This window comes from Citrobacter sp. NCU1, from assembly GCF_010231475.1.
GTDB lineage: Bacteria > Pseudomonadota > Gammaproteobacteria > Enterobacterales > Enterobacteriaceae > Citrobacter_D.
In genome coordinates, this window is record NZ_NRDO01000129.1 from 1,026 (window position 1) to 1,360 (window position 335).

General features: G+C 46.3%; 2 pseudogenes. Both read left to right on the plus strand.

Annotation, left to right across the window (positions count from 1 at the left end):
- Positions 1 to 158 (plus strand): annotated as a pseudogene (locus CJP72_RS26230) (lipoprotein); the annotation flags it as partial.
- Positions 158 to 335: pseudogene (locus CJP72_RS24865) on the plus strand (DDE-type integrase/transposase/recombinase); the annotation flags it as partial. The pseudogenes CJP72_RS26230 and CJP72_RS24865, both read left to right, overlap by 1 nt.

Here is a 335-nt window from a genome sequence, read left to right on the forward strand (position 1 = left end):
TTAGGGATTCAGTCCGGCTTACTTATCCGGATACTTGCTTCAATGCCAATCTTGAAAAGGGGGTAGCGTATAACGCTACTTATGCCATTGATGGGGAAAATTATTACTTCACGTTCATTATTGATAATGAAAATAACGTAGTAGATTTAAAGAAATAAATCATGCGGTTATCGGCTGGGCAATGTCATCACGGATGACGACACAGCCTGCCTGTGATGCACTGCAAATGGCGCTATGGCGGCGAAAGCGTCCGGAAAATGTCATTGTTCACACGGACCGTGGCGGGCAGTACTGCTCAGCGGATTATCAGGCTCTGCTGAAGCGCCATAATCTGC